Origin of the sequence: Streptomyces sp. SP18BB07 (genome assembly GCF_036322545.1) — a bacterium.
GTDB classification, from domain to species: Bacteria; Actinomycetota; Actinomycetes; order Streptomycetales; family Streptomycetaceae; genus Streptomyces; species Streptomyces deccanensis.
Genome location: NZ_JAQYWT010000198.1, coordinates 1 through 22,189 on the forward strand (window position 1 = coordinate 1; position 22,189 = coordinate 22,189).

Here is a 22,189-nt window from a genome sequence, read left to right on the forward strand (position 1 = left end):
GGCCCCACTGAGGGCGTCAACACCAAGACCAAACGGATCGCGCGCCAGATGCACGGACGAGCAGGCTTCACCCTGCTCCGGCACCGCATCCTCCTCGGATAACAGCACGCTCCGTCACCACCGAATGTGAGACAGGGCCAAACGAGCGGTGTAACTGGGGTAGTTGGTTACTGGCGGGCTGCGGAGAGGTGGCCGTCGAAGGTGATGTCGAAGGCGTTCAGTGTGGTCTTCCAGCGCATGGTCCAGCGGGCCTGGCCTTTGCCCGTGGGGTCGAGCGACGTGATCGCCATGTAGACGCACTTCAACGCGGCCTGCCACTCGGCCCCTGGCACGGAGCAGAGGGCCGCCACAGCAGCCGGCCCACAACGCCAGCCATGGAGGTCAGGCCCGCGCAGCGACCTTGGCGTGGGCAGCGCGCAGCGCGACCTTGTCGATCTTGCCGACCGCGTTCTTCGCGATGGCTTCCACCACGAAGAACGCGGTCGGGCGCTTGAAGCCGGTGAGGCTGCGTGCGCAGAGGGACTGCAGAGCCGACGGATCGACGGTCGAACCCGGTCGGGGCTGGACGTAGGCGACGACGACCTCTCCCCACTTCTCGTCGGGGACACCGATCACGGCGGCCTCGAGCACCGCCGGGTCACCGACGAGGACGTCCTCGATCTCCTTGGGGTAGATGTTCTCCCCACCCCGGATGATCATGTCTTTCGAGCGTCCGACCAGGGTCAGGTAGCCGTCGGCGTCGAGCCGGCCCACGTCGCCGGTGTGCAGCCAGCCGTCGACGAGGACTTTGGCCGTTTCCTCCGGGCGGCCGAGATAGCCCCGCATGACGTTGGGGCCCCGCACGACGACCTCTCCGTCCGCGCCCGGCGGCACCTCGCTTCCGCCGGGGTCGACGATCCGGATCTCCTGGCCGGGGAAGGGCAGTCCCACGGTTCCGGCGCGTCGGGGGCCCGCGACAGGATTGATGGTGGATCCGCAGGTTCCCTCGGACAGCCCGTACCCCTCGACGAGCGGAAACCCGTAACGGGCCTCGAACCGGGTCAGCAGCTCGGCGGAGGCGGGTGCCGCGCCGCAGACCCCGAAGCGCAGGGACGAGGTGTCGGGGCGGACCTGTTCCGGGAGCGCGGCGAGCATGCTGTAGATCGTCGGGACGGCGCTGAAGAAGGTGGGGCGCTCGCGCTCGACGACGTCGAAGAAGGTGTCGGGATGGAACCGGTCGGCGATGGTGACGCTCGCGCCCGCCAGTAGCGGTACGAGGGTGCTGACCACGATGCCGTTGACGTGGAAGAGCGGCAGGATCAGCAGGCACCGGTCGGTCGGCCCGACCTCCAGCGCGCGACGCCCCATGTCCGCCATGGCGTCGATGTTGGCGTGGTCGAGCATCACCCCTTTGGGCACCCCGGTCGTGCCGCTGGTGTAGATGAGCAGGGCCAGCGCGGACGGGTCCGGAACGGGGGCCTCATCCGGCTCCGCCGCTGCGTCCTCGTGCAGTTCGCCGACGGCGAGGACGGCGGTCCCGTCCGCCACGGGGGCCGCACCGTCTTCGCTCACCAGGAGGCGTGCGCCGGAGTCCGTGAGCTGTCGGGCCACTTCGACGTCGGTCATGCTCGGGTTGACCGGCGTGATGGTGGCGCCGAGCCGCCAGGCGGCGAACAGCAGGAGCACGAACTCGACGCGGTTGGTCAGCTTGAGGGCCACGACGTCGCCGGGGCCGATCCCGAGGTCCCGGAGGTGACGTGCCGCCGCCTGGACGCGACGCAGCAACTGGACGTTGGTGAGGGTCTGGCGGCCGTCCGAGACCGCGGCCCCGTCGGGGTCGAGGGCCGCGCGGCGGTCGGGCAGAGATGCGAAGTTCATGGCGGGGGCGTCCCTGTCTCGGTGTGATGCGGTGTCTCGGTGTGATGCGATCCGGTCACGCAGCCGGCGCGGCGGCGGCCGGGTTCAGCTGGCGGGTGAGGAACTCGATCTGGTCGCGCACCAGCACCTCGAAGGTCTCGCCGGTGTAGAAGTCGAAGTGGCCGGCGTCGTACCTCTTGATCTCCCCTCTGGGTGCGGTGTGCGCGTAGCGGAGGGTCTGGGCGGGAGGCGTGACGGAGTCGGTGTCGCTGACACAGAAGAGGATCGGGAAAGCGATCTTCTTGGCCGCGCGCCCGGGCCGGTAGGTGAGGATGGTCGGGATGACCCTCGCCGCCACCTCGTTGCGGAACGTCGTTCCCGGGGGCTGGAGCGCCTGGTATCCGGGCAGGGCGTCCGGGGCGTTCATGAGCGCCGACGAGCCGGGGGCGGCGGCGATCGGAACCATCACCGGCGGCTTTCCGCGACCTCGGGCCGCCAGGTCGCGGGCTACCACGGGGAGCACCTTGAGCGAGGCGGCGGGGCCCAGCGCGAGCGCCGAGGCGAGACCGTCGGTGAAGGGGCACTGCGCCACGGCCGCGCGCAGTTCGGGATGGCGCGAGGCGACGGTGATGGCATGGCCGCCGCCGAACGAGCTGCCCCAGACGGCGATGCGGGTGCGGTCGACGTCCGTGCGTGTCTTGACGTAGCCGAGGGCGGCGTCCCAGTCGGCGAGCTGACGCTTGATCGACAGGAGTTGGCGCGGGTGGCCGCCGCTGTCGCCGAAGTGCCGGTAGGTGAAGGCCACCGCGGCGATGCCGGCCTGTGCGAAGCGCTCGGCGAAGGCGTCCAGGCGCATCTCGCGGACGGCGCCGAGGCCGTGCCCGAGGACGACGACGGGCGGCGACGTGACGCCCGTGGGGAGGTAGAGCCATCCGGCGCATCTGCTGTCGCCGGAAGGGAACGTGATGTCGTGACGGGTGAAGGACTGCTGCGTGGTCATCGTCGGTTCACCGCCCGCTCGTCGGGCGACGGCCCGGCACGCTGCCCGACGCGAGGGCCCGAGCGTAGGTACCCGGTGTGTAGAGCGGGAGTTCACCGGTGGCCTCGGTGGTGGCCTTGTAGTCGAGCATCAGCCTCTGGCCCTCCTCCGACATGACCTGGGCGAAGAACTCGGCGCGCTCGACGTGCAGCCCGTCCTCCAGGGACATCGAGCCGCCGAAGTACACCGACCTCTTGGCGGCCGCGACCGCCCCCTTCGCCCGCTTCCCGAAGTGCTCGGCGAGCTCGACCGCCTGCGCGACCACCTTGTCCTGCGCGACGACCTTGTCCACCGCCCCGTTGGCGAGAGCCTCCTCAGGCGTGAACGGCTTGCCCTCGAGGATCGCGGCCAGGGACCGGTGGGTACCGATCAGGCGGGTCAGCCGCTGAGTGCCGCCGCCGCCCGGGATGATGCCGAGGAGGATCTCCGGCTGGCCGATGAAGAAGTCGCCGTCGGCCATGACCCGCAGATCGCACGCCCAGGCGAACTCGGCGCCGAGGCCGAGGGCGGAACCGTTGAGGGCGGCGACGTAGAGCACACCGCTGGCGTTCATCCGCAGGAACGTGCTGTGCAGACGCTCCAGCTGAAGCGCCCCGCGCATCGGGGTTCTGCGCATCACGGGCCCCAGGAGGCGGGAGCGGTCCACGCGCTTCGCGATGCGTACGACGGCCGCGGCACCGCGCCGGCCGACCGTGGGGCTCGCGGCGCCTCCTTCCTGCAGCCACCGGACCGCGGCATGGCTGACGAACCGCTCGGGGTGCGCCCCGGTGAACACGACGGCACGGATCTTCGGATCGCGGTCGGCCCGGGCTACCAGCCTGTCCAGCTGATGGGAGATGTCGAGGCCGAACTCCTGGTGAGGGCCGCCGTCCACCCGGACGATCAGGACGGCTCCGCGATCTTCGATCGTCAGACGGCCCTTGTCTTTGTATGGCATGAGTTCTGCTCCCGTGCTGCGTTCATGGGGTGGGAAACTGCGTGGAGACGGCCGCGGATGCGTGTCGCAGCGATGAGGTCGGGTTCGCCCCGACACGCTGTGTCCGCTCGGGCGGCAGGAGACCGGACCGGCGCGTGATGACGTATCCGACGCGGCACGTCACATGCGATGTGTACTATTGCCGTGAAGAATTAGATAACCAAGTTATTTCTGGTGTGTCAACGGTGGAGGCGTGCGGGAGATGGCAGGGCGGGCGAGGGTCGAAGACGCACCGGAACGACTTGTGCGGGCGGCCATCGGCTTGCTGGCCGAACAGGGTCCGTCGGCCTTGAAGGCGCGCGCGGTGGCGTCCGCGAGCGGGCTGTCGACGATGGTGGTCTACAGCCACTTCGGCGGGATCCCCGAGCTGATGAGCGCTGTCGCCGACCACGGGTTCAAGGAACTCGGTGCAGCGTTTGCCCGCGTACCGGTGACGGAGGACCCGATCGCGGATCTCTTCGCCATGGCCCTGACCTGCCGTCGGCAGGCCCGTGAGAACCCTCACCTCTACGATCTGATGTTCGGCCTGTCCACTCGGGCGACCTACCGGCCTCTGCCGGACACGGACCGCCGCCTGAGCGGCCATTCCCCGGCCTTCCGGGAAGCCCACGCCCATGTCACCGCGGCATGCGAACGGCTCGTGCACTCCGGCAGGGTCGAGCGCCATGAACCCGAACTCATCGCCGCCCAGCTGTGGAGCTTCGTGCACGGGTACATCACGCTCGAACTGGCAGAGCACTTCGTAGAGTTCGACGACGCCGTGGCGCAGGTGCTCCTGCCGATGGGCGTGAACTTCGCTGTCGGACTCGGTGACGAGCGGGAACGTGCCGAGGCCTCCCATGAGGCGGGCGCCCGCCTGTACGACTCGATCGTCCAAGGCCGCTGAGGAATCGGATGGTTGGGCCCTGCCCCGGGCGAGGCTAGGGCGACTTGGTCTCCGTGGCAGGGGTGTCTGTGCCCGGCGTGAGCTGGTCATGCCTCCCGAGTGCCGCCACCTCCCGTTCGAGGGACGGAACCGCCCGGGCCGCGAAGCGCCTCGCCCAGGGCCAGGCGAGCGGTGAATTCAGTACCGCCTTGGCCCAGTTGGCCACGACGACCGCACGCGGGACGTACACGCGGGCGCGCCGGCGTACGAGCCCGTCGACTATCGCGGCGGCCGCCCGGTCGGCGCTCGTGGTGACGTTGCCCGGATAGGGCAGCCGCGCGCGCAGGTCCTGGAACGAGGGGAGGTCCGACTCGGCGCCTCGCACGAGGTCCGTGTCGATCCAGGAGGGGTGCACCACGCCGACCGTGACCCCGAGGTGTGCCACCTCCTGCCGGTAGGTCAGGGCGAGCAACTCGGCCCCGGCCTTGCTCGCGCCGTAGGAGGCCATCGCGGCCAGCGGCATGAACGACAGCGCGGACGCGACGACCAGCACGTGGCCCCGGCTGCGCTCCAGATGCGGCGTCGCGTACTTGAGGGTGCGGAACACACCGTTCAGGTTGATGTCCAGGACCCGCTCGAACGACGCCTCGTCCGTCTGCCGCACCGTCCCGTACGCCACGACGCCGGCGTTGGCGACCACGAGGTCGATGCCGCCCATGACCTCGGCGGCCTCGTCGATCGCCGACCGCAGAGCGGCCCCGTCGCGCACATCGGCCTCACGCCACGAAGCGGCGGGACCCAGCTCGTCGGCAAGGGCCCGCAACCGATCGGCTTCGAGGCCGATCACGGTCACCCGGGCCCCTCGGGCGGCGGCCAGGCGGGCCACCTTCTCTCCGATGCCGCGTGCCGCTCCGGTGACAACCAGCTTTCTGCCCAGCAAGTCATGTTTCATGGCGGCAACATAACTTCGTTATTGATGGAGCACAAGAGACCGCACCTGGCTGCTGCTCGGTTGCCTACGCCCGGACCGATCGCGGTCATCGGCCGCGACACCCTCAGGCTCGGTGCCGCCGAGGCCGGAGCAGTGCAGGAAGTCGCCGGTCCGACGGCCCGCGGTCGGTGAGGGCCGCACGGGCGTACGCGGTGGCAACGGCGTGCCCAGGCGGATGTCCCGGGCCACCGCCGAGGTGGCACCCTCTTGCCTGTGAGGTCGCCATCGTCGTGACGACCTGTAAGCGGGCAGACCGCCTCCGGCCGCAGCTGTGGAAATCTCCTCCTGCGGTTAAGCCCTCTTGGTGCCGCTCTGTTCGCGGACGGCGTCGAACATTGAGGTGAGGGCGGGACTCTCGGCGAGGCTGACCAGCAGGGTGTGGAGCGAGTGCCGTTCAGTGGAGTCCAGGTCGGTGAGGGTTTCGGTGTCGAGGTCGGCGAGTGTGTTGTTGAGGTCGGCCAGGACCTTGCGCCCGTTGTCGGTGATGTCGACGGCGTAGCGGCGCCGGTCCTGCGGATCGCGTGTCCGCTCGGCGTATCCGGCTCGCTCCAGGTCGTCGAGGCTCGTCACCATCGTCGCCGGGTCGATGCGCAGGAACGAGCCGAGCGTCAGCTGCGGCATGGCGCCGTTGTCGGCCAGGGCCTGCAGGACGCTGTAGTGGCGCACGCGCAGGCCGGTGCCGCTGATGCCGTCCTCGGCGATCCTGAAGGCCACCTGCCCGAGCTTGACCAGTAGGCAGATGGTGTGTTCGGCCACGGTCCCCGGTACCAGCGGAGCCTCGGACATCGTTTATCCCGCCCATGGTTGGTCCTGCGTACGGTCCGGGGCCATCGTACGAGAAGGCCTGAGGTGGCCGGACCCGTGAGGCGACCGGACCGGGGCAGCGATCTCGATGCGCGGAAGCGGGGCTCGCGGGGCAGGGATGCGCGGGACGCTCAACCGGTGATGGTTGGGATGCGCGGGGCCGTCAGCCGGTGATGGTCCGGCCGAAGATCTGCCGGGCGATGACCCATTTCTGGATCTCGTTGGTGCCCTCGTAGATCTCGCCGATCTTGCTGTCCCGGTAGATCGCCTCGACGGGTCCGGGGCTGCCGTCGGCGCCCAGTTCGCGGGCGAAGCCGAGGCCTCCGAAGGCCTGGACGGCGTCGCGCGCCATGTCCACCGACAGCCTGGTGGCGTAGTGCTTCGCCATCGCGGCCTCGGGTTCCGGGGACGGGTTGCCGGCGTCCAGACGCAGTGCGGCCTTGGTGACGAGGGTGCGGGCGTTGTCGATCTCGGTGGCCCGCTCGGCGAGCAGGAACTGCCAGTGCTGGTTGGCGGCCACCGGCCTGCCGAAGGCGTGTCGTGTCGACAGGTGGGCCACGGTGTGGTCGAAGGCGGCCTGCGCCATGCCGACCCCGGCGGCCGCGATGCCGATCCGGCCGTAGGTCAGTGTGGACAGCGCGTGGCGCAGTCCGTGTCCCTCGGCGCCGCCGAGGAGGTCGTCGTCGGACAGGTGTACGTCCGTGAAGCGGATGTCCGCGGTGAGCTGGCCGCGGTTGCCCATCTTGCGGTCGGCGAGGCCGACTTGAACGCCCGGAAGCGCGGTGTCGACGATGAACATGCTCAGCCGCTCGCCGGTGCGGGCGAGAACCACCACGAACCCGGCGACGGGCGAGTTGGAGATCCACCGCTTGTGGCCGTTCAGCGTCCAGCCGACCTCGGTACGCACGGCCTCGGTCTGAACGGCCTGCGGAGACAGGTCGCTGGAGGCGTCCGGCTCGGTGGTGGCGAACGCGCCGACCACCGAGCCCTGTGCGACCTTGGGCAGCCAGCGCTGCTGCTGCTCCTCGGTGCCCTGCCGCAGGGCGTTGCCCGCCAGGATGCAGTGCACGTCGAAGACGGCCGCGATGCTGCTGGAGTAGTAGGCCAGTTCCTCGATTGCTGCGGCGGTGGCGGTCGCCGGATGGATCAGGCCGTCACCGCCGACCTCGCCGGGGAAGGGGATCCGGAAGACCCCCGCCGCTGCGAGCGAGTCGAACACCTGCCGGGGGAAGCCGTCCGTGCGCTCGTCGCCGTTCGCGATCGCCGCGGCGTGCGGAGCCACTTCTTGCTCCGCGATCAGGCGCACGGCAGCACGTACGGACTGGGTCTCTTTGGGGGCGAGGAGCTCGTGGTAGAGCCGGTCGCTCTGGCGTGCGGGAGTGGAAGTCATGCGCGGACCATATCATTCGGACTGCATATCATTAGCTCACCAATCGACCTTGGAGGTTCGACCATGACACGGACGCTGACAGGCAAGACCGTCCTGATGTCGGGAGGCAGCCGCGGCATCGGACTCGCCATCGCCCTGCGTGCGGCCCGCGACGGCGCGAACGTCGTGATGCTCGCCAAGACCGCCGTACCGCACCCCAAGCTCGAAGGCACCGTCCACACCGCCATCGAGGAGGTCGAGCGCGCGGGCGGCAAGGGGCTGGCCGTCGTCGGCGACGTCCGCAACGAGGACGACGTGCACACCGCCGTCAATGCCGCGGTTCGCGCCTTCGGTGGCATCGACATCGTGGTGAACAACGCCAGCGCGATCGATCTGTCGTCGTCGGAGCAGCTGGAGATGAAGCGCTACGACCTGATGCAGGACATCAACACGCGGGGCACGTTCCTGCTGAGCAGGGCCGCGATCCCGCACCTGCGGGGAGCGGACAACCCGCACATCCTCACCCTCTCGCCGCCGCTGAACCTCGCGCCGCACTGGGTGGGCAGGCATCTCGGCTACACGCTGTCGAAGTACGGCATGAGCCTGTGCACCATCGGCCTCGCCGAGGAACTCGCCGCCGACGGCATCGCCGCCAACTCGCTGTGGCCCCGGACCCTGATCGACACAGCCGCCGTGCGCAACGTGGTCGGCGGCGCCGGACAGGCCCGCAGCCCGCAGATCATGGCTGACGCCGCGTACGCCGTCCTCACGCGTGACGCGCGCGAGTGCACCGCCAACCTGTTCATCGACGACGAGGTCCTGCTCGACGACGGCATCACCGACCTGTCCGTCTACAGCCCTGCCGGCTTCGAGGGCGACCTCGCGCTCGACATCTTCGTCGACCCGGCCTGATCCGCTCGGTTTCGAGGCGCGGGCGGGCCTCACCCTGCTCGCTCAGCGACGATCCGTGCTGCCGGTGCGCAAGGCGGAGCACCGGGAGGCACACGACGACGGATCATCAAGACCGCCGGCCGCCGATTCAGGTCAGCACCGGGGCAACCGCAGGACGGTCTCTTCGGCCCTGTCGTGGACGTCGGGTTGCTTGTCCGCAGGCACCCTCCGGGCTGCAGTTGCCCGCGGGCAACTGCAGCGTTCGGGCATCACGGCCGCCGCGGGCGTGCTGTGGCTTTAGCCGGTGGAGAAGCCCCACGACCTCTCCGTCGTCAAGCAGCCCGTGCTCGTCGCCAATGGCGAGAGCGACAGAATGGTCCCGACGAAGAACTCGCACGACCTGGCCCGGCGACTGCCGAAGAGCGAGTTGGTGGTCTATCCCGACGCCGGCCACGGCGGCATCTTCCAGTTCCACGACCAGTTCGTGCAGACGGCGCTCGAGTTCCTCGAACGATAGTGGGCGCGGTGGGCGGTCGACCCCGGCCCGAGGAGGCTGCCTCAGGGCCGCGATGCGCCTGGGCGAGCGGCTCGGGCGGCCCGTCGGAGTTGCCGACCTGCTTGCTGCCCGCTAGGCGGGCGATGACCAGGCCGGTGTCCGGGGCTGCCGTGCGCGGCGTGTGTTTCTGGCTCGCGATGCCCTGGCCGGCGCATCTCAGCGCAAGAAGGCTAGGCCGTTCTCGATGCCCTGCTCGAGGACCTCGTCGGCGAACTTCCGGTCGGAGAGGGCGCGGGACAGCTGCAGCGTTCCGACCATCATGGTGTAGAGCCCGATGGCCTTACCTCGAGCGGACTGCGGGTTTTCAGGTGACAGGCGGGCGGCGATCTCGTCGAGGATGTTCCGCGCGCCGTCCGTGTAGGCCGTCTTCGTCTGGTCCTCGCAGCGGCCGATCTCGTCGAGCAGGGCGGCGGAGGGGCATCCGGTGCCCGGGTGGTCCCGGTGCGCAGGCGACAGGTACTCGCGGATGAGGTCCTCCAGTCCAGCGCGGCCGGGCCGCAGCGTGCCGTACGCGGCGATCTGCGTGCGCAGTTGGTCGGCCACGACGTGGGCGACGAGGTCGTCCTTGGAGGTGAAGTGCGCGTAGAAGGCTCCGTTGGTGAGCCCGGCGTCAGACATCAACGTGGAGATGCCCGAGCCGTCTATGCCGTCCTGCTTGAACCGCTGGCCGGACTTCTCGATGATCCGTTGCCGGGTGACTTCTTTGTGCTCCTTGGTGTAGCGCACCACGAGCTTCCTCCATTCGCTCCGCGGAAACATTTGCCCACACCAAGCCTAAGTCATGGCATGACGCACGTAATATCATGACCGCAGGCCATTTCACCGGCCCGCGAGTCCTGACCGATGGTTCAGAACCGGCGCCGGGCGCCGGGTCCCAGCCGGGCGGTGAGCGCGACCCCGCGGTCCACGTGTTCGTGCACGTCCAGCTGCAGATCGTCCGGATCCACACCCGCGCCCACGAGCAACTTGCGCGCCCAGAAGCCGTGTACCGTCCCGGTCCCAGCCCCTGTCCCCGGCGTCATGCTCGCAGGCTGCAGCTGAGGGACGATGCGAGATCACCATGGGTCGCGTCCGCGGGGTCGGTTCGCCCGCCGACGCCACTGGCGGAGGCCCAGGAAGCGGGCTGCCGGAGCGGCACACGCGCCGAGAAGGTTCCGGGTGATCAGCGCAGTCCGGCGAAGAGGTCGTTCTCGGGTACGGCCGCGCCAGTGGGGTCCTGGACGCGTACGAAGGTCTCCATGCCCATCAGCTCGCCGAACCTCTCCTTGCCCATCTTGAGGAAGAAGATGTTCTCGCCCTGACTGGCGTGCGCCGCCAACGCGTCGAACTTCTGACCGCTGAACGCGGTGGTGTCCACCCACGTGGTGATCTCGTCGTCGGGGAGGCCGATCTCGGCCAGCGCGGCGGCCTCGGCAGGGTCCGGCTCCGGCATGTCCTCGTGGAACTCGCGCATGATCTCGCCGAACCGTTGCATCATCGAGCGGGGCGCCGTGGTCCAGTACACCTTGGGCGTCAGCGCGGTCATCTCCAGCGCCGCCATCGTGATGCGGTGGGCCTGGATGTGGTCGGGGTGGCCGTAGAAGCCGTTCTCGTCATAGGTGACCACCACGTCAGGCCGGTAGTGCCGCATGAGTTCCGCGAGTCGGGCCGCACCTTCCTGCACGGGTGTCTGCCAGAAGGAGTCGGGGGCGTCGTTGCTCGGCCAGCCCGCCATTCCGGAGTCGGCGTAGTCCAGCGTCACCAGGTCGCTGATCTTCAGCACGTCACAGCTCGCCCGGAGTTCTTGACGGCGCATCGCGGCGACGGCAGAGGGATCGTGCCCGGGGTCGCCGGGCTTGACGCCTCCCGGCCCGTCGCCGCAACCGCCGTCGGTACACGTCACGAGTACCGTACGGATGCCCTCCGCCGCGTACCGCGCGAGGACCCCTCCGGTTCCCGTGGCCTCGTCGTCGGGGTGGGCGTGCACTGCCATGAGCGTCAGCGGCCGGTCAGCCATGAACAAGTCCTCCTGCGGAAATGCGTCCGGGTCTGCTTGCGTAACCATGCCGACCGGACCGGCTGTTCCCAGCATGGCCGCTTGTTTCGATCACTTTCTTGCCATGGGCAAGGGAGGCCGTCGCATCGTCGAACGAGGTGGGCAAGGGCGAGGACCCCGCCGGTGCTGGGCCCTCCTGGCACGTCGGTCCGCTCGCGACAGGCAGACAGCCCGCCCCGCTCGCTCTACGAGTGCGGCGTGACCGTGGAGGGCCGCGGCACTGCGGCGAACACCGACAGCGCGAACCACCCCGGCACCGCGCGGCGCAGTGGCTCCGGGCCCTCCACCTTGACCGCGCCCACCCGCAGGGCCTCCGACCAGGTGACGTCACCGCGCCACACCTCGATCATGCCGCGCAGGCCGGCGGTCACCGTGACGGTTCACCGCGTAACCGGGGTCCACGTCGCAGACGTCGGTGTCGTCCGGCGTGATCACCAGCCACCAGTTCCGGGTGTTCGCAGGCACGTCCGGGAACTGAACCGGACCACCGTCCGCCCGTCAGGGACGGCGTCACGGACGACGTTCCGGGGCAGGTCCAGCAGCAGCTTCGGGTTGAGATCCTCGTTCCCGATCTGTCCGATCCGGCGCGTGCCCCAGACACCGAGCGCCTCGATCACCGGACGCAGCTCGATCCCCGCCGGGGTCAGGACGTACTGCACGTCCTTGCCCTCGGCCCGCTTCTCCACGACGCCGGCGCGCACCAACTGGTGCAACCGCTTGGACAGCAGCGTGGGCGGCATGCCTGACCGGATGAGGACCTGACCGTTGCCCGGCGGTGGGACTGCCTGACGGTGCACGGGGAAGCCGCGGCCGGCCGTGGGCCGTCGCGGCGTCCACCGTGAGGGACGGCAATGCCTCTCACACCTACCTCCCGGCGCCACCTCCCGGCGCCACCGCCCGGCGCCGGCTACCGGCCCGCTGTGCCCGGCAGCCCCAGCGCGTCCTCCGGCGCGGGATCGGGGTTGAAGGAGCGGTGGTAACTCTCCGGCGGCGCGAGATAGGTGACGGGCAGCCCGCCGGTGTCGATGACGATCTGATCCACGGCGATCGCGGGGTCGACCATGAAGAGCCGCAGGACGTGTTCGCCGGGTTCGGTGACGGTCACGGTGGTGGTCAGTTTCTCGATGCCGTCCTCGACGTTGCGGGCCCAGGCGTCACCACGGTTGCCGGTGGCGACGGCCTGTCCCGTCAGGACGGTGACCGGCTGGTCGTCGAGGGCGAGGGCGACCCGGCGACGGCCCCGCTCGTCGAGGGAGGGGAGCCGGAAGACGGTGACCCGGAAGTCCCCGGTGCCCGCGAAGCGGACACGGTAGCGCAACTCCGGTGCCCGCGTGGTGATTTCCTCGGTGATCGGCGCCGCCGTCGAAGGTGTCGTCTCCATGGCGGCCGTACGGCGGCCGAGCCCACGTACCGTCCGCCAACGCGCCCCGCCGCGCGCCACGCGATGCTCGTGGTGCGCGGCGTCGATCGAGACGTACCCGTGGGCCTCGACGAAGCCGCGCGCCCGCTGGCGCGCCCGCCTTCCGTCGTTGAGCACCCGCAGGGGCACGTCGAAGCTGTTCCCCGCACCGGTGACGGTCACCGTGGCGTCGTGTGCGCCCTCGGGCACCCGCTCCCAGTCGATCTCCACCGACACCCGGGTCTGCTCGGTCATCGTGCCGCCGGAGGTGCTCAGCCGTACCCAGGGGTGGCTCGCCTCGGCGGCCCAGTCCACGGGGAGGAAGCCCGTGTTGAACACGTCGACGAAGCGCCGGTCACGGGTGTAGGAGGAGAAGGACAACGGCCGCGCGGTGCCGGTCTCGTTGCCCTCGGCCGCCACACCCAGACCTGAGGTCTCCTTCCGGGCGACCCTGGTGACGCTCGGACGGCCCGGCGCCTTGGGGATCTCCGTGGGGTACGGGTTGACGATCCCGTTCCATTTTCCGCCGGCCACCTCGGTGTTGTAGCGCCGGGTGAGCGCCGTCTCCTCGGCGTGGGCGGCGTCGGACAGATCCGCGAAACGGTTCGCGCCGGCCCCGCGCCCCTGGCGGACCGCGAGTGCGTTGCGCTCCGCCCAGTAGAACTTCAGATTCATCAAGTAGGCGCCGTGGACCGGGTATTCGACGAGTTCGAAGAAGGCGTCCCGGTAGGCCTCCGGCAGCTTGGCGCCGAGCGCGCGGACCCGTTGCAGGAGACGGTCGTACGCGGCCATCCGGCGGCCCGTCTCGTCACCGTGATGGACCACGGAGAGCAGACCGCGGGCGACGAACTCCGGGCGCAGCTCGGCCGCGAGACGGTAGTACTCGGTGCGGATCGCGGCGATCTCCGCGCCGTGGCGGCGTCCGAACTGCCGCCCGGCCCACTCGACGAGGAATCCCTCCACATCGCCGGCGCCCCACCGGTCCACGTCCCAGGCCATGTCCATGCAGAAGGACAGCCCGGTCTCGATCGACTTGATGTCTCCCACGTTGAAGATCCACATACGGTCGGCGCCGTGCTCGTACACCCGACGCAACTCCTGCCAGATCTTGGCGAGTTGGGTGGTGTCCAGCCACAGATAGCTCTTGGGGCGACCCCAGTAGGAGAGGTGGTAGTAGATGCCGTTGCCGCCCGGCCGCCGCCGCTCCGCCTCGTCGGGCAGTTGGCGCATGTTGCCGTGGTTGTCGTCCGGCCAGATCAGCGTGACGTCGTCGGGCACCTGGACACCCGCGTTGTACAGGTCCAGGACCTCCTTGTACGGGATGAAGATCTGAGGTTCGGCCGCGGTGCCCACCTCCTCGGCCAGCAGGCGACGCTGGTCCGCGATGATGTCGTTCATCACCACGACCTTCTCCGCGAGGGTGGTGGCGTGCTTCGTCTCCAGCGCGCTGTCGTGCAGACCGCGCATTCCCAGGGTCCAGCTGCTCTCGTAGCCGGCGTTCTGCCGCGCTCTCGCCCGCCAGTACTCGGAGATGACGGCGGGGTTCACGGTGTAGTCGTACACCGGCAGGCTGCCGTCGGCGGCCGGGTGCTCCTTGGCCCAGGGGTCCCACTCGTGGACGCCGTTGCGCAGCATGGCCTCGGGGTGGCTGGATCCGACGACGATGCCGTAGTGGTCGGCCAGTTCGGGGTTGGCGCGGTGCTTGTTGAAGAAGTCGGAGTACGGATGCATGGCGGGCCACAGGTAGTTGGCCTTGAGGCGGAGCAGCAGCTCGAAGACGCGTCGGTAGGTCTCCGGGCCGATGCTCTTGTCCGGCTCCTGCGTCCGGCGGGACCAGGTGGTGAGGTTCTGTTCGTCGTTGATGAAGATGCCCCGGTAGCGGACGGACGGCTCGTACCGCTTCCGCGTGCCCGACGGGACCGTCACCGTGTCGCGGCGTTCGACCGGAACGTCGGCCCACCAGTGCCACGGCGACACCCCGATGCGCTCCGAGGTGTCGTAGACGCCGTAGACGGTGCCGCGCCTGTCGCTGCCCGCGATCACGAGGGCGCGTTCCACGCCGGGCAGCGGGCGGTCCACGACCTGCGTCACGGACGCCTCCCAGCGGCCCTTCACCCGGGAGACGTCCAGCCGCCGGTCCGCGACGAGCCGGTCGATGGCCGGACTCGCGCCGATGGTGCCCACCAGGACCAGGAGCGAGGCCTCCTGTGGCAGGGCGCGCAGCAGTCGCGGACGCACCCCTCCGACCCGCTCCAAGTCCGCCTGGAGATCCCCGGCCGCGCGGGCCACGGCGGGATCGTCGGCCGCGTCGACGAACAGGTCGACGGCCACGCCGTCCCGCAGCAGCGGGAAGCCTCCGGCACCGTCCGACGAGGCGGCCCGGGCCGGCGAGGGCAGCACCCCGGGGAGCAGCGGGGCCACACCGACGGCTGCCATTCCCCGGAGGAACGACTTACGGGTCCACGCGGGCGACGGGCTCTGTGGTTGGTCGTGCGGCACGGGGCGCTGCCTTTCCGCGTCGGGCCGCACCGATGCCCCGTCCGGGCCGTCGGGCAGGGCTGACGCATGACTCGCTGGCGGAGGCGGGGGAGCGGTGCTGTCGGCGGGGAAGCGGTGCTTTTGGCGCGGGGCGTGGGGCACTGCCCGGACCCAGGTTGGCATGACCAGGCCAGAAAGCGCTTACTGCGTACCTTAGGGTCAGGCATGCGGACGCGTCCAGACACGGGCGACCCTTCTCGCGCGGCCGCCGTCGTACGCCGCGCACGGGGGCGAGCGCGCGGACCGCCTGTCGCCGAACTCGGGCGTGCCGCGCGGCACTTCCCCGAACGCGGGTTGCCGGCGCGCGGCGGCTCGGGTCCGCCTGGAAGGCGGCGGCGGGCGGACCGGCGTACACCTGGGCGCGCGGGCGGGGCCCCTGACGGCCGGCCGGCTTGCTGGCCATGCCGAGACCTGCGGTCAGTTGACCGACGCCGAGGAGCGATCTGCCGCAACGGACCCGCCCATTCCCGCTGTTCAGACCACAGCGAGGTAGGGGATCGGGGACGATGATGCGATGAATGGCGACATCGGAGGTGCCGGCCCGGGCCCTGCGGAGAGTCCGATGCGGGCAGCGACAGCGACAGCGGCCGCTGAAGCGGCTGCGCGCAGGGTGGCCGGTGGTGCTGCGGAGGCGGTTGCGCCTGCGGACTCGCGGAGCCGCTGTTTGTGCCCGCTCCACTCGCCACCTCGTCCACCCATCGGCCGTCGGTCTTCCGGCAGACACGCCAGTCTGTCGATCCGTCACTCCCTGTCGGCCTGTTCCAGGCCGCTCCCCAGTGCAAGGAAGTACGCGTGAGCGCAATCGGCTCCGGCGCAAGAGTCCAACCGGCGCGTCCCGGCGATCCCTCCCGTATAGGCCCCTACCGCATCGTCGGACGTCTCGGCGCGGGAGGCATGGGCACAGTCCATGCCGGAGTCACCTCGGACGGGACACGCGTGGCGGTCAAGGTGATCCATCCCGAGCAGGCGCAGGAACCGGAGTTCAGGGCCCGTTTCACACGTGAGGTGGCACTGTCCTCCCGTGTCACAGGCCCCTATCTGATTCCGTTGCTCGCCGCCGACACCGATGCGGCGACCCCGTGGCTGGCCACCGCCTACGTCCCCGGCCCGACCCTGGACCAGCATGTGCGCGAGCGTGGGCCGCTCGCCGAAGGAAGCTCGCACGCTTTCGCGGCGGCCACCGCGCAGGCCCTGGCCGCGATCCATGCCGCAGGTGTGGTGCACCGCGATGTGAAACCTCAGAACGTCATTCTCACGCCCGCCGGCCCCCGCATTCTGGACTTCGGTATCGCGCACACCTTCGACGGCACCAGTGTCACCCGTACCGGCGTCATGACCGGGACGCCGGGCTGGATCAGCCCCGAACAGTACCGGCAGGGCACCGCGGGCCCGGCGGGCGACATGTTCGCTTGGGGAGCTCTCGTGGCCTACGCGGCGACCGGAAGACTGCCCTTCGGCGTCGGCACACCCGACGTGGTCGCCTTCCGCGTGATGTCGGAGGAACCGGACCTGGACGGCGTAGGCCCGTCCCTGCGCGGGATCCTGGAGAAGGCGCTGGCGAAGGAACCGGGGGACCGACCCGCGGCCGCCGAAGTGGCCCAGCTGTGCGGGGCGTTGCCGGCCTCGCAGGCCACCCAGATCGTGGGCGTCCACGCGCTGCCGACCCAGGCCGGTGACATGGTCGCCCAACTCTGGGATGTGCCGGCCGGGGACGACCCGGCATGGCAGGCGCCGCCGGGCCGGTCGGCGAAGCGCCGGGCGGGCGCCGTGCTCGTGGCGGCGGCGGCGATCGGCGGCCTGATCGGCGGGGTGACGGCTCTGATGCCCGACACCACCGCCGGCGGGAAGCGCGAGGCCTCGACCTCGTCCTCCGCGCCCGCCGGGCCTGGCCCGCGGGCCGTGAACACCGACGAGGAGGGCACGGCGGCGGAGCGGGGCACAACCGTGAGCGACGGCGCGGCGAGCGCCGTGAGCTGGGCGGAAGCCCGCACGGCCCAGGGGCAGGCCGAACACGACGTGGCCCGGTCCGTCCTGCATGACCAAAGCGTTCTGTCCGGGGAGATGAGCGACGTCCGGCTCGCTCCGGGGAGCGTGACGTTCCACGAGGCACGCCGTGAGGTCTATTTCTCGTACGGCCTGGACACCGACGCCCACGGAACGCTGATCGCGGAGACAGAGATCGCCAGAGCGATGTGTCTCGCGTTGCGCGATTCGGTCCTCAACGTCCACCCGGATCTGCCGTATCGCACCTACGTCACGGTGCGCGAGGAGGCGGGCCGCGACCCGCAGGTGACATGGCAGGAGGACTTCGTCGCCGACGAAGGGTGTCGGTCGGCGGCCGAGGACGGCACGGCGCAGCCCCGCGGCACCGAAGCGGAGCCGGAACCGGATTGGGAGCCGGACGAGAACGGCCTCGGGGCGGCGATGGTTCCCAGTACCGACAGCGACGAGATCCGGGTCGCGGACCGTGCCGCCAAGAAAGTCATCGAGCGGAGCAACGAGATGCGCCCGACGCTCGGCACCGGTCAGGTCCTCGGCCACGACGAGATCAAGGTGGGCTTCGACCCGGCGAACTCGGCCATGTACGTGTGGTCGGACTACCTGATGTGGAACCAGGGTCAGGTCGAGACCTGGGCCGGCATGGCCGCGGGGGAGGCGTGCCGTGCCCTGGTGAAACAGCGTCAGAACGCGGGCTTCGGCTGGCCGTACACGCGCTACGCCGTGGCGGAGATCGGCGGGTCGGGCTATCTCATGATCCGTTGGGGCACGGCCACCACGCTCGCCGACTGCCCCGCCTGATCGAGAAAGGCCGATTGTCCCGCCTGATCGAGAGAGGGGGAGGGGCTCAGGTTGACCCTCGACATGGTCGAGGCACCAGAGTCCCGGGTGTGGAGAGCGAGATGCACAGCATTGGAGAGATGTCCCGGGACAGCGGGCTCGGGGTGAGCGCTTTGCGGTTCTACGACCGTGCCGGAGTGCTGGTTCCGGCCTGGGTGGACCCGGTGAGCGGTTATCGCTGGTACGAACCCGAGCAGCTCGAAGAGGCCCGGCTGCTGGCCCGGTTGCGTCGGGCGGGCATGCCGCTGGCCGACATCCGGCTCGTCCTGGCCGGCTGGGGCGGCGCGGACATGGAACTGGTGCGCGGTCTGCTTCAGGCGCACCTGCGCCGTCTCGAGCTGGGGCTGTCCGATGCCCGCAGTGAGTTCTCCACGCTCCGAGCCCTACTCGATCACAGGGAGACAGCCTCCATGACCTCGCTACACACCGCCACCGCCCGGTTCTCCGTGCCCGCGCCGGAGTTGGCCGCCGCGTTGGACGCGGTCCGTTTCGCCGCCGGTACCGACGCGGAGCTGCCGATGCTCGGCGGGATCCTGTTCGACATCGAGGGCGAACTGCTGCGTCTCGTGGCCACCGATCGCTACCGCATGGCGGTCGCGGGGGCACGTACGACCGGGCATGGCGAGCCTCGAACGCAGGTGGTCGTGCCTCTTCCGCTCGCTGACGCGATGCGGGCCCTGCTGACCGGCCATGAGCCCGCCGGACTCATCGTGGACGGTGACCGCGTGACGCTCGAGACCGGGGACCGGCAGGCGGCCGGGCAGAGCCTCGGTGGCGAGTTCCCCGACTACCGTCGCCTCGTCCACCTCCCGGCCGGACGACGGGCCCGCGTCGAGACGGCGGCCTTCCGCCAGGCCCTGGAGACCGGCCCGGTCCGGGAGGGTGAGACACGTGAGCAGGACGGCGAGCCGTACGACCTGAGCGTGCTCCGGGTGGCGGAGGACGGGACCGTGATCGTCTGCGACGACGGTGCCGACGACCAGAACAACGTGGCCGTCAACCGCGAGTTCCTGCTGCACGCGCTCACCGCCGCAGCCCGGCACGAACTGATCCTGGAGGTGGGCGCGCCCACGGCACCGCTCGCGATCCGCCGCCCCGACGACGAGCACGCCTTCTCGCTTCTGATGCCGGTCCGATTGGAGGGCTAGGACGGGAGGAGTAGTTCCGATCGCGGGGTTCACGAACGGAGGGAGGGTTTCCGACATCGGGTTGCGACGACCGATTCAGACACCCTCTTGACGGCACTGTACGTACACGTCGATGACCGTCTGAAGACCCCGCGGTGGCGTGGACGTCCGCCGCGGCCGACCGGTGCCGAACTCGTGACCCTGGCGGTGGCCCAGGCCGTCCTGGGCTTCCACCGCGAGGCCCGATGGTGCCCGCCTTGAGCCCGAGTGCCGCGGCGAAAGCCCGTGGCGGTGCGGCAGTGGTTCCGGCATCATCGCCGTGTGATCGTGATGCAACCCGTCCTGGAGATCGTCGCCGCCGACGGCTTCGCGCTCTGGCCGATCGGTGAGCACGAGTCCTACGGCTATCTCGCGCTGCACGGGCAGCTGACACCGGAGCAGGTCGGGAGGGCGATCATGCGGATCGCCGAGTGCAACGACTTCGAGCCGGAGGAGGAGCACGGGCCGTGCCCGAGCGACCCGATCGGCGTGTTCCTGCACGGGATGCTCACCATGCCCGACCTGTTGGCCGCCGGCGGATTCCGAGTGACCGACGACGCCACCGGCACCGTCTTCATCGACCCGGGCTGCTGCAACGGCCTGGAGACGTGGCGGGAATGGGCGGAGGTGCTCGACGGCACCGGTTGCGCCTCCTTCGGCCACGACCCGTCCTCGATGGCCGAACGCGTCGGCGACACCGTCCGGTTGACGCTCGACGTCTACGCGGTGGACGGCAGCCCGGTGATCGAGCTGCCGGTGGACGAGGTGCGCGCCCTGGTCACCGGAGCTCAGCAGGACTTGCGGGACTTCCACGACCGCGCCGGAAGCTGGGCCGAGGACCACCTGCCCCCGTACGCCACCGCCGTCACCGCCGCCCTGGCCCGGGCCTTGGACCTGGAACTCACACAGTGACCAGTTTCCTGACCCACCGGGCGCGCGTGCACGACGCCCGGCTCCCCCTGCACCGCCGGCACAGCGCGCTGCGGACCTGTCTCACCGTCTTCGCGCCCTACGGCCTGCGGGCCACGTACCACCACCTCACGCTCAGCGCCGCGGTTCCCCGGCGGCTGGAAGCCGATCCGGACGCGCTCGTGCGGGCGGTGGAGGAACTGTACGAGGCGCGGGAGCTGTGGCTCGCGCGGGCCAGGGAGTACGCAGGGCAGCGCCGGGCGGAGAAGCGCGCCGGGCGGCGGGCTGTGCCGGACCCTCGGCCGTGGTGGCTACGGGGCTGGTGGGAGGGATCGGAGCGTGCCTGGTACGACGACCCGTTCCGCCACCCGCCTCTGCGGCTGCCCGCGTACGTCCGGCGGCAGAACGCGCTTCTCGACGGCGCTGAGCTGCCGGGCTGCCCGGCGTGCGGGGATGAGGGACCGCTGGAGCCGCATTCGACCGGGCACGGATGGGTGGAGCTGTGCGGCCGCTGCGCGTGGGCGCCGACGCCGTGTCCGTGCGGGCGGCGCCACCAGCTCGTGCCGGAGACTGCGTACAGCTGGAAGGAAATGTGGCGGCGGGCGCACATGAACGATGACGGCACTCCGAACCCCCATTGGCCCGCGGGTCAACCAGCCGAATAGGCGCGGCGGGCACGCGGGAAGCACAGGTGCCCGACGCCTCGGACCCGGCACGGCAGCGACCCCGTTCGTGTATCAGTGGGCGTGCCCACGGCACCCCGGGCAAGGGGGAAGCGGTGTCCTGAGTGCTTGTCGCTCGGGAGTAGTTCGCGCTGACGGCGTCGGTCCGATGGGTGCTCGGAGAGGGCCTCGCCAGCGCTCGCGTCCTCTTTTTGCTCAAGGCCGGCCACCGCTGCCGTGAACCGTGTCACGAGTGCCGCGACCGCCGCACGCAGTTCTTCGCCGCCCTCGACCCGGAACGCGAACGGCAGCCTCGCGAGCCATTCCTGCGCGTACATGTCCGGGTTGCGCGTGCTGCCCACCAGCACGCACCCGTTCCCCAAGGGTTCGAGCCGTCCCATGGGCGGCTGGATCCAGGGCGCCACCTCGGTCAACGGGAGGTCGAACACCACCCGCGTGGAGAACTCCCATCCGAGGCCCAGGTTCTCCTCCAACACCGCCACCGGATCGAGACCTTCCGGCGGTTCGAACCCGCGCCCCGTCCGCCGGACGGCGTGGACCCGGTCGACCCGGTACGTGCGTATCGCGTTCGCGCGGTGGGAGTGGCACAGTAGGTACCAGCGCCCGTAACGGACGACGAGGGACCAGGGATCGACCTCCGCCTCCCACTCGTCGCCCGCCCCGCTGCGGTACGTGACCGACACACGTTCCCGGGCGGCGACGGCGTCGACGAGCGCGCCGGTGACGGCCGGATCCGGGCGGGCCGAGTACGGGTCCGGTGCGGCCGACGCGTGCTCCCGCAGCATCGCCGCGTGGTGGCCGACGCTCTCCGGCAGCGCCTTGACGACCTTGCCCAGGGCGGTGCTGACCAGGTCGTCGGCGTCGGCCGTGCCCGGCTGGCCGCTGAGTACGGCCATCACGAGGCCGAGGGCCTCCGCCTGCGTGAAATGCACTGGGGGCAGCCTCGTCCCGCGCCCCAGCCGGTAACCGCCGTGCGGCCCCCGTGTCGACTCCACCGGGATGTCGGCCTCCCGGAGTATCCCGACGTAGCGGCGCGCGGCCCGCTCCGTGACGCCCAGTCGCTCGGCGAGTTCACCGGCTGTCGTCCCGGGCCGGGTCTGGATGATCTCCAGGGCGCGCAGGGCCCGCGCGGTGGGGCTGAGATCGTTCGACACGCGAGCAGGCTAGTCCGCCCCGCCGGGCCCCGGGCAGAAGAGTCCGTGGGAATTCCCGACCCCGTGGGGCGAGGGCGCGCGCCCGGGACGGTTCGTTCCCCCTTGCCCCTACGGGACTTCGCCGGGTGCTCGGGTGATCG

At 70.4% G+C, this 22,189-nt stretch carries 19 protein-coding genes and 3 pseudogenes; 8 read left to right on the top strand and 14 right to left on the bottom strand.

The window, feature by feature from the left end:
• Positions 1-167: 167 nt before the first annotated feature.
• From PUR53_RS01825 to PUR53_RS01840, 4 genes and pseudogenes are all read right to left on the bottom strand, one after another.
• A pseudogene (locus tag PUR53_RS01825) lies at positions 168-314 on the bottom strand (IS256 family transposase); the annotation flags it as partial.
• 67 nt (positions 315-381) lie between these two features.
• Positions 382-1,857 (bottom strand): class I adenylate-forming enzyme family protein, encoded by a 1,476-nt coding sequence (locus tag PUR53_RS01830; RefSeq protein ID WP_329907141.1) that lies wholly within the window; start codon positions 1,855-1,857, stop codon positions 382-384.
• Between the two features lie 55 nt (positions 1,858-1,912).
• On the bottom strand, positions 1,913-2,836 hold the full coding sequence (locus tag PUR53_RS01835; RefSeq protein ID WP_329907142.1) for an alpha/beta hydrolase: 924 nt from the start codon (positions 2,834-2,836) through the stop codon (positions 1,913-1,915).
• Between the two features lie 7 nt (positions 2,837-2,843).
• A complete protein-coding gene (locus PUR53_RS01840; protein WP_329907143.1) occupies positions 2,844-3,812 on the bottom strand; it encodes an enoyl-CoA hydratase/isomerase family protein in 969 nt (322 codons plus the stop codon).
• 241 nt (positions 3,813-4,053) lie between these two features.
• Here PUR53_RS01840 and PUR53_RS01845 point away from each other — a divergent pair, with 241 nt between their 5' ends.
• The gene (locus PUR53_RS01845; RefSeq protein WP_329907174.1) at positions 4,054-4,737 is read left to right on the top strand and encodes a TetR/AcrR family transcriptional regulator; all 684 of its coding nucleotides are present in this window, start codon (positions 4,054-4,056) and stop codon (positions 4,735-4,737) included.
• Positions 4,738-4,771: 34 nt separating this feature from the next.
• Here the strand turns inward: PUR53_RS01845 and PUR53_RS01850 are convergent, their stop codons facing one another.
• From PUR53_RS01850 to PUR53_RS01860, 3 genes are all read right to left on the bottom strand, one after another.
• Entirely contained in the window at positions 4,772-5,668 is an 897-nt protein-coding gene (locus tag PUR53_RS01850; protein WP_329907144.1) for an SDR family oxidoreductase, read from the bottom strand.
• 330 nt (positions 5,669-5,998) lie between these two features.
• The gene (locus PUR53_RS01855) at positions 5,999-6,493 is read right to left on the bottom strand and encodes a MarR family winged helix-turn-helix transcriptional regulator (protein WP_329907145.1); all 495 of its coding nucleotides are present in this window, start codon (positions 6,491-6,493) and stop codon (positions 5,999-6,001) included.
• Between the two features lie 181 nt (positions 6,494-6,674).
• Positions 6,675-7,901, bottom strand: a complete 1,227-nt coding sequence (locus PUR53_RS01860) for an acyl-CoA dehydrogenase family protein (RefSeq protein WP_329907146.1) — start codon at positions 7,899-7,901, stop codon at positions 6,675-6,677.
• Positions 7,902-7,964: 63 nt separating this feature from the next.
• Between PUR53_RS01860 and PUR53_RS01865 the strand changes: the two genes are divergently transcribed.
• Complete coding sequence (locus PUR53_RS01865) at positions 7,965-8,792, top strand: SDR family oxidoreductase (protein WP_329896775.1); 828 nt, start codon at positions 7,965-7,967, stop codon at positions 8,790-8,792.
• Positions 8,793-9,075: 283 nt separating this feature from the next.
• Positions 9,076-9,288: an alpha/beta fold hydrolase gene (locus PUR53_RS01870; RefSeq protein ID WP_329896774.1), complete on the top strand. Its 213-nt coding sequence runs from the start codon at positions 9,076-9,078 to the stop codon at positions 9,286-9,288.
• A 195-nt stretch (positions 9,289-9,483) separates the two neighbouring features.
• On the opposite strand, the gene PUR53_RS01875 is transcribed toward PUR53_RS01870, so the two are convergent.
• The 6 genes from PUR53_RS01875 to PUR53_RS01900 all read right to left on the bottom strand — a co-directional run bounded on the left by PUR53_RS01875 (position 9,484) and on the right by PUR53_RS01900 (position 15,197).
• A complete protein-coding gene (locus tag PUR53_RS01875) occupies positions 9,484-10,056 on the bottom strand; it encodes a TetR/AcrR family transcriptional regulator (RefSeq protein ID WP_329907147.1) in 573 nt (190 codons plus the stop codon).
• A gap of 119 nt (positions 10,057-10,175) precedes the next feature.
• Positions 10,176-10,349 carry a hypothetical protein gene (locus PUR53_RS01880; RefSeq protein WP_329907148.1) on the bottom strand — a complete coding sequence of 58 codons (174 nt, stop codon included), beginning with the start codon at positions 10,347-10,349 and terminating at the stop codon, positions 10,176-10,178.
• Positions 10,350-10,489: 140 nt separating this feature from the next.
• Positions 10,490-11,323, bottom strand: a complete 834-nt coding sequence (locus PUR53_RS01885) for a PIG-L family deacetylase (protein WP_329896772.1) — start codon at positions 11,321-11,323, stop codon at positions 10,490-10,492.
• 224 nt (positions 11,324-11,547) lie between these two features.
• Complete coding sequence (locus tag PUR53_RS01890) at positions 11,548-11,733, bottom strand: hypothetical protein (protein ID WP_329907149.1); 186 nt, start codon at positions 11,731-11,733, stop codon at positions 11,548-11,550.
• Between the two features lie 60 nt (positions 11,734-11,793).
• Positions 11,794-12,102, bottom strand: coding sequence for a winged helix-turn-helix transcriptional regulator (locus PUR53_RS01895; RefSeq protein WP_329907150.1), 309 nt, complete (start codon positions 12,100-12,102; stop codon positions 11,794-11,796).
• A gap of 167 nt (positions 12,103-12,269) precedes the next feature.
• Positions 12,270-15,197 (bottom strand): glycosyl hydrolase 115 family protein, encoded by a 2,928-nt coding sequence (locus PUR53_RS01900; RefSeq protein ID WP_329907151.1) that lies wholly within the window; start codon positions 15,195-15,197, stop codon positions 12,270-12,272.
• 894 nt (positions 15,198-16,091) lie between these two features.
• Here PUR53_RS01900 and PUR53_RS01905 point away from each other — a divergent pair.
• The 5 genes and pseudogenes from PUR53_RS01905 (at position 16,092) to PUR53_RS01925 (ending at position 20,877) form a co-directional block, all read left to right on the top strand.
• Complete coding sequence (locus PUR53_RS01905; protein ID WP_329907152.1) at positions 16,092-18,098, top strand: serine/threonine-protein kinase; 2,007 nt, start codon at positions 16,092-16,094, stop codon at positions 18,096-18,098.
• A 101-nt stretch (positions 18,099-18,199) separates the two neighbouring features.
• Positions 18,200-19,285, top strand: coding sequence for a DNA polymerase III subunit beta family protein (locus PUR53_RS01910; protein ID WP_329907153.1), 1,086 nt, complete (start codon positions 18,200-18,202; stop codon positions 19,283-19,285).
• An 87-nt stretch (positions 19,286-19,372) separates the two neighbouring features.
• Positions 19,373-19,513 (top strand): annotated as a pseudogene (locus tag PUR53_RS01915) (IS982 family transposase); the annotation flags it as partial.
• Positions 19,514-19,594: 81 nt separating this feature from the next.
• Positions 19,595-20,215, top strand: a complete 621-nt coding sequence (locus PUR53_RS01920; RefSeq protein WP_329907175.1) for a hypothetical protein — start codon at positions 19,595-19,597, stop codon at positions 20,213-20,215.
• A complete protein-coding gene (locus PUR53_RS01925) occupies positions 20,212-20,877 on the top strand; it encodes a hypothetical protein (RefSeq protein WP_329907154.1) in 666 nt (221 codons plus the stop codon). Before PUR53_RS01920 ends, PUR53_RS01925 begins: the two co-directional genes overlap by 4 nt.
• 224 nt (positions 20,878-21,101) lie before the next feature.
• Here the strand turns inward: PUR53_RS01925 and PUR53_RS01930 are convergent.
• Positions 21,102-22,049: pseudogene (locus tag PUR53_RS01930) on the bottom strand (helix-turn-helix transcriptional regulator); the annotation flags it as partial.
• Positions 22,050-22,189: the final 140 nt, after the last annotated feature.

Excerpts from the sequence above, each read along its gene's own strand:
- PUR53_RS01910 (WP_329907153.1), top strand. The coding sequence starts at position 18,200 with ATGCACAGCATTGGAGAGATGTCCCGGGACAGCGGGCTCGGGGTGAGC.
- PUR53_RS01845 (WP_329907174.1), top strand. The coding sequence starts at position 4,054 with ATGGCAGGGCGGGCGAGGGTCGAAGACGCACCGGAACGACTTGTGCGG.
- PUR53_RS01850 (WP_329907144.1), bottom strand. The coding sequence starts at position 5,668 with ATGAAACATGACTTGCTGGGCAGAAAGCTGGTTGTCACCGGAGCGGCA.
- PUR53_RS01900 (WP_329907151.1), bottom strand. The coding sequence starts at position 15,197 with ATGGCAGCCGTCGGTGTGGCCCCGCTGCTCCCCGGGGTGCTGCCCTCG.
- PUR53_RS01865 (WP_329896775.1), top strand. The coding sequence starts at position 7,965 with ATGACACGGACGCTGACAGGCAAGACCGTCCTGATGTCGGGAGGCAGC.
- PUR53_RS01840 (WP_329907143.1), bottom strand. The coding sequence starts at position 3,812 with ATGCCATACAAAGACAAGGGCCGTCTGACGATCGAAGATCGCGGAGCC.
- PUR53_RS01895 (WP_329907150.1), bottom strand. The coding sequence starts at position 12,102 with ATGCCGCCCACGCTGCTGTCCAAGCGGTTGCACCAGTTGGTGCGCGCC.
- PUR53_RS01855 (WP_329907145.1), bottom strand. The coding sequence starts at position 6,493 with ATGTCCGAGGCTCCGCTGGTACCGGGGACCGTGGCCGAACACACCATC.
- PUR53_RS01880 (WP_329907148.1), bottom strand. The coding sequence starts at position 10,349 with ATGACGCCGGGGACAGGGGCTGGGACCGGGACGGTACACGGCTTCTGG.
- PUR53_RS01885 (WP_329896772.1), bottom strand. The coding sequence starts at position 11,323 with ATGGCTGACCGGCCGCTGACGCTCATGGCAGTGCACGCCCACCCCGAC.
- PUR53_RS01920 (WP_329907175.1), top strand. The coding sequence starts at position 19,595 with ATGCAACCCGTCCTGGAGATCGTCGCCGCCGACGGCTTCGCGCTCTGG.
- PUR53_RS01835 (WP_329907142.1), bottom strand. The coding sequence starts at position 2,836 with ATGACCACGCAGCAGTCCTTCACCCGTCACGACATCACGTTCCCTTCC.
- PUR53_RS01860 (WP_329907146.1), bottom strand. The coding sequence starts at position 7,901 with ATGACTTCCACTCCCGCACGCCAGAGCGACCGGCTCTACCACGAGCTC.
- PUR53_RS01830 (WP_329907141.1), bottom strand. The coding sequence starts at position 1,857 with ATGAACTTCGCATCTCTGCCCGACCGCCGCGCGGCCCTCGACCCCGAC.